Genomic DNA, 4,905 nt, shown 5'->3' on the forward strand with positions numbered 1-4,905 from the left:
CTCCGCCGTGTCCTGGCTTGGCTCAGAGACCTTTTGTCCCTCTTCCTGCTCTCACTCTGGCCAACGCTCAACTGTCCAGTTCAGCCCAATTCGGCTTATTAACGATCGACTACTCCCTCTCGTTCACGGAATATGCCGGCTACTCGGTCGCGGAAATGATCGCGATTGCGTATGTTAGCCGGTTCGACTTTCAAGAGCATGAGCAGGAGTTCGCGGAGAAAGTTCATCGCTGGGGCGCGACTCAACTCAAGCGGCGTCAGATCCGTTTCCTTGCGAGCTTGTGTCGTCGATTCGAAAACATCGGATATGATCCCTTACCGGACCATGAGCTGGTCGAGGAGCCCGAAGCTGTTGAAGAGGCTCCCCTATACTCGGCGGCGTAGACCGTTGGCTAATGCGATTCTTTGATTTGGAGCGCATTCGTTGCTTTAGGCTAAGTTCAAAGGCCACTAATCGCGACACGAACGATCCGGGACAGCGTCGTCCTGGTCACTTCTCAGGCGACGTAAGAGCTTGACAGCATCCGTCATGGACGCGCCTCAATCCAGGCGATCTCGCCAAGCGTGAGAAATACAATCAAGCCTCTTTCTGCTCCCGTCGCCATCAGATAATCGCGCAGCTGGCGCGCGTACGCATTTCGCGCCGCCGCGGATGGATTAACATCCGATTTCCAATCTATTGACACCGATAGCCGCCGGTTTTTGACGCTGAAACGCCACTGAAGAACTCCACGCTACAGCCGGTTCAAATTGGCACAGTTCGGATCGTTCCGAAACCTGGGAATTCTTGTCGCGTTGCTTCGATGTCACAACAGGAGGCACCGATGGCGGTAGCGAAGAAGAGCAAGACGGCGCGCGGACGAAAGCAGGACCGGGCGCGGGTGGCCGGCGGGTAGGCCTACGAAGTGCATTGCGAGGCGAAGAAGACTGGAAAGTCGGCGCCGGCGGTGAAAAAGGCCGTCCAAAAGGTCGGCAACGCGCGCAAGCGTGTAGAGAAACGGCTAGGCCGCTGAGCCGGAGACGGATTGTCGTCGATGTTTAGCGCCGGTCCTCCTCGTCAGGAGGGCATTCTGGGCAGGTGTCACCAATCGAGTTAAGCACGTCGCGAACCGCGGCCTCCGCTGCGTGAGGGGAGACGTCTGCTGGCGGGGCTGGCGGGTCCTGACGGGCGATATCGAAGGCGCGCTCTCGTGCATGCGGATCGGCGCGGTCCTGCATCCAACCGTGCTCCTCGCACTCGCGGATGGCGCCCGTTTCCTGGAGCACGTGGATCGCCCATCCGCGCAGTGTCCGTATCACCGGCCTTCGTTCACTTGTCGTCAGCTTGGAAATGGCTCCTAAACGGCGAATCGTTTTGTCTGTCATTCGTTCCGATAACACATGGCTGGGATTCGCAACGGCGGGAGTTTAAGGTTTGGTTCGAATCTTTGACCCGCAGACACCCAGTCCCTGAGCTTTGTCTTCCTGGCTTTTCGTTTGGCGCGTGCGGCAAGTGCCGCACAGGGCTCTCGTGTTGGGGTGGACGGCTCCCTTCCGCCACACTGCGTGACAAGATGAGGTCGTCGCTGACCTCACACGAAGGAGCCGCCCGTGGAAACGATTGTTCGCATCGGTTTGGATACGTCAAAGAGTGTATTTCAGTTGCATGGCGTTGATGGGACAGAGCAGCCGGTTTTGCGGCGTAAATTGAGGCGTGGGCAGGTTTTGGAGTTCTTCAGGCGTTTGCCGCCCGCGCTTGTGGCTCTGGAGGCCTGCGGGGCATCGCACTATTGGTCGCGGGAGCTGCAATCACCCGGACATGAAGTGGCAATGATCCCGCCGCAATATGTCAAGCCGTATGCAGCGCGGGAATCCGACGCTGCGGATGAGGAGGCTATTTGCGAGGCAGCAACCCTCGTGCTCGCCAGCAGCGAGCACGAGGCCATCGCCAAGGGCAACGCCATCCACGGCCTCGCCGGCCTCGGCAATTTTTCGTTCAGCGATTGCGGCGAAAGACTGGCTCGCCTAGGTTCATGAGCCGGAGGCGCATTCATGAACGTCGTCCTCAAGCCGGGTACGCATTGAGGATAGATCTCCGACATATTCATCCGAAGTCGATGGCAGCAGCGCGACGCCTGCCGCATTCAGGCGGTTGCCTCAGCTTCCGGCAGCAGGAGCCAAGCTCAAGATCTTAGCGATTGCTCAGAAAACCGCCTCTGTGCAAGACAATGGGTCCCTGTATGCGCAATAAGAGGAAACCGCGCTGTGACAGTCTCTCTTGACGGCGAAATTCGAGATGGACGGCATTACATGCAGGTCCGCGTCTATTTCGAGGATACCGATTCCGGCCAGATTGTTTATCACGCGAATTTTTTGCGTTTCATGGAACGTGGCAGAACGAATTACTTGCGCCTGCTCGGAACCAATCAGCAAGCGCTGCTCGAGGAAACGCGGAACGATGCGCCGCGCTTCGCCTTCGTTGTCCGTTCGATGACAATCGATTTTCTAAAACCGGCAATCTTGGACGACCTGCTTGACATTGTCACGGTCCCGCAAGAGGTGAGAGGCGCGTCAATTGCCTTGCTGCAGGAGTGCAGGCGCGGGGGTGATCTCTTGGTCTCGGCGCGTGTACGGGTCGCGTTTATCTCAGGCGGAAAAGCGCAGCGCATCCCAAAGGCTCTGAGGCTTGCTATGGAAGAGCACAGATAAATCTGCCTTTCGTTCACGCTTTAACGCTCCAGCGACCCAATGAAATCAATGCGTTCGCCTTCTGTTCTCTACGCTATTATACGATGAGGGCTCCTGCTTTATCCTATAGCGACCGAGCCTACTCCACATCCCTACTGCACGCCCATCCGCTTACGACCCGAATGCAGTCACTTAAGAACTGCGATCAACTGAGCCACAAGCTTTTCGCGATCTGCGGCACGCAGCTTATCAAGATTGATCTGCTTCCATCGGACTGCGGGAAGCTCTGTCGCTCCATCGACGCCCAATAGAGTCCAATCTGGCTTCCCGAGCTTGAATCCGATCAGAAATTCCCGATGCTCCTTCGGCATCTTTCCAGATATCTCGGCGATCAAGTTCTCGCGGACTCTGCTCATCCAGCGAGACCGGATCTGAGGTCATACCCTCGAAGCCGTGCTCGAATTCCTGGCGGATATCCTTTCGCCGCGGCGCCACGACCTCTGAAATGGGCCGGTCATGGCTGATGAGATAGACGATGAAAGCGCGTCTCAGGTCGTCGCTTATGCCCTCATTCGCCAGAAGATCGCGGATGTCAAAAAGATCGCGAGGGTGTTGGCGGTCAAGGGCGGCGACGATTTTTCCCGCGTAGAGGTCGGAAAACGAGACGACCTGTGTCTCCGCAAAGCCAAAGCTCTCCTCGACGTTCGGAAGCACGGATCGCATTTCGGGATCGAAGACGCAGCCACGAAGGACGGGAGTCACTTCGATCTTGATCTGGGCGTCGGCCCTTTGAAGGGTCAGTTTGGTAACGATGCCTTCCGCGCGGTTTACGACCTCATTCACCTTGACGCCTGGAATTCCCTTGGCAGTGGCGACAGCCATTCGTTTCATGCCCGCATCGATCGCGGCCAGCGATTCCGGCCGCCCGGCGACAGGCAGGTAGGTCAGGTCGATATCGACTGACAAACGCGGCATATCGCGCACGAATAAATTGATCGCAGTCCCGCCTTTGAGGGCAAAATCCTTTTCCGCTGCAACTAATGGCAAGGTCTCGATCAACAGCGCGACCTGATGCCGATAGCGTTCAGACAGGGGCACTGAGATCCTCCGGCACGGTGATCAGGTATTTCGGATCGAGCCTTCCGCCTTTCACCAGCATGCGCTTTCCCTTCCCCAAATCGACCGTGTCACGGTCTATCTGCTTCAACCATGAATGGTTGTGCCGGTCGGCCAACCAAAAGAACAGCCTTTTGACCTTCACGCTTCGGCAATCGTCCAGCAGCTTTTGCAGCTTGCGGGGGCTGAGGTTGCGCAAGCCCTCAACAAGCATGTCGACCTGGTGGAAGCTCTCGCTGTTCGGCAGCTCGTCGAGCAGTTCAAGCAACGCACGCTCGGGCGATGAGACGGTGAGCGGCCATTCGCCCTGGCCCCATATCTGCTTGAACGGTCCTGCCTGGAATTCATCGGCGGCGACCCCGGTATTGCTCTGGACATTCCAAGCGTAGTTCTTGAGCCCCTTTGTCACGGGATCGGCTTTGAAGAGCGTTGTGCTCTTGCGGAATGTGAAGCGCTCTTTGAGCGGAAGCTTGGAGAGCCATCCGGGCGGAGCGTGCGGACCGTAGAGATAGACGACGGTCTGCCCTGCCCTGAGATAGTGCGAAAAGCCTTGCAGTTCGAGCGCTGTTCGCCCTCCGACGATCAGGGGGCGTGCAAGCAGTGTCTGAAGCGATATGACAGCCTTCTGCCATGTCAGGGTGCCAAGCGGGCGCTTGAAGGTTCCACGTGTCGGCTGAACCAGCCAGCCAGCCGAGACATATTGGCTGCGCAAACCTGTCGAATAGCCGTGCTTCGTCATCCACCCGGCATCGACCAAGAGGCCTTCAGGGAGGGTATGTTCGAGAAAGTTTAGCTTTCCGCCAGAAGGCACAGTCATACTTTGCAATATAGCATGATATCAAACTAATAACCAGTTTATACATTTGCAAATTTGCTAAGCCTGACTATGCAGAAAGCTCATCATCAAAACCCGTTTTGCCGGGGCACGCCAATCCCGCTTCGAACTCCAATGTGCAGCCATGGGTGAAGGGAAGCGAAAAAGGGAAGCCGTCTTAAACGGGCCATGTCCGTGCGGCGAGCTATGGCTGATTTTGGGTGACGCGGCCTGATCAGGCGGCGTGGCTTTCAGTGTTCGGAATGACTTCGATTCCGTCGATGAACTTTACACCGGCGATGACTTTCG

General features: G+C 57.0%; 5 protein-coding genes and 2 pseudogenes. 4 read left to right on the forward strand and 3 right to left on the reverse strand.

From position 1 onward, the window contains the following. Together QJT78_RS48445 and QJT78_RS48450 are read left to right on the forward strand one after the other, a co-directional pair. A partial coding sequence (locus tag QJT78_RS48445) for a hypothetical protein (RefSeq protein WP_281460762.1) occupies positions 1-383 on the forward strand: 383 nt, incomplete at its 5' end. Between the two features lie 440 nt (positions 384-823). Then, positions 824-1,012: pseudogene (locus tag QJT78_RS48450) on the forward strand (DUF3606 domain-containing protein). A 25-nt stretch (positions 1,013-1,037) separates the two neighbouring features. On the opposite strand, the gene QJT78_RS48455 reads toward QJT78_RS48450, so the two are convergent. Further along, complete coding sequence (locus QJT78_RS48455; RefSeq protein WP_049808095.1) at positions 1,038-1,364, reverse strand: hypothetical protein; 327 nt, start codon at positions 1,362-1,364, stop codon at positions 1,038-1,040. Positions 1,365-1,589: 225 nt separating this feature from the next. Here QJT78_RS48455 and QJT78_RS48460 point away from each other — a divergent pair. Both QJT78_RS48460 and QJT78_RS48465 read left to right on the forward strand, forming a co-directional pair. Beyond that, positions 1,590-1,886, forward strand: a pseudogene (locus QJT78_RS48460) (IS110 family transposase); the annotation flags it as partial. A 357-nt stretch (positions 1,887-2,243) separates the two neighbouring features. Beyond that, entirely contained in the window at positions 2,244-2,687 is a 444-nt protein-coding gene (locus tag QJT78_RS48465; RefSeq protein WP_028154414.1) for a YbgC/FadM family acyl-CoA thioesterase, read from the forward strand. A 228-nt stretch (positions 2,688-2,915) separates the two neighbouring features. On the opposite strand, the gene QJT78_RS48470 is transcribed toward QJT78_RS48465, so the two are convergent. Further along, on the reverse strand, positions 2,916-3,764 hold the full coding sequence (locus tag QJT78_RS48470; RefSeq protein ID WP_309248399.1) for a nucleotidyl transferase AbiEii/AbiGii toxin family protein: 849 nt from the start codon (positions 3,762-3,764) through the stop codon (positions 2,916-2,918). Next, complete coding sequence (locus tag QJT78_RS48475) at positions 3,751-4,599, reverse strand: type IV toxin-antitoxin system AbiEi family antitoxin domain-containing protein (protein ID WP_028154415.1); 849 nt, start codon at positions 4,597-4,599, stop codon at positions 3,751-3,753. The genes QJT78_RS48470 and QJT78_RS48475 overlap by 14 nt, the downstream gene beginning before the upstream one ends. Between the last annotated feature and the right edge of the window lie 306 nt (positions 4,600-4,905).

The sequence above is a fragment of the Bradyrhizobium sp. Mp27 genome (assembly GCF_029953005.1).
GTDB classification, from domain to species: Bacteria; Pseudomonadota; Alphaproteobacteria; order Rhizobiales; family Xanthobacteraceae; genus Bradyrhizobium; species Bradyrhizobium barranii.

Coding starts and splice junctions, on each gene's coding strand:
- QJT78_RS48475 (WP_028154415.1), bottom strand. CDS start 4,599: ATGACTGTGCCTTCTGGCGGAAAGCTAAACTTTCTCGAACATACCCTC.
- QJT78_RS48455 (WP_049808095.1), bottom strand. CDS start 1,364: ATGACAGACAAAACGATTCGCCGTTTAGGAGCCATTTCCAAGCTGACG.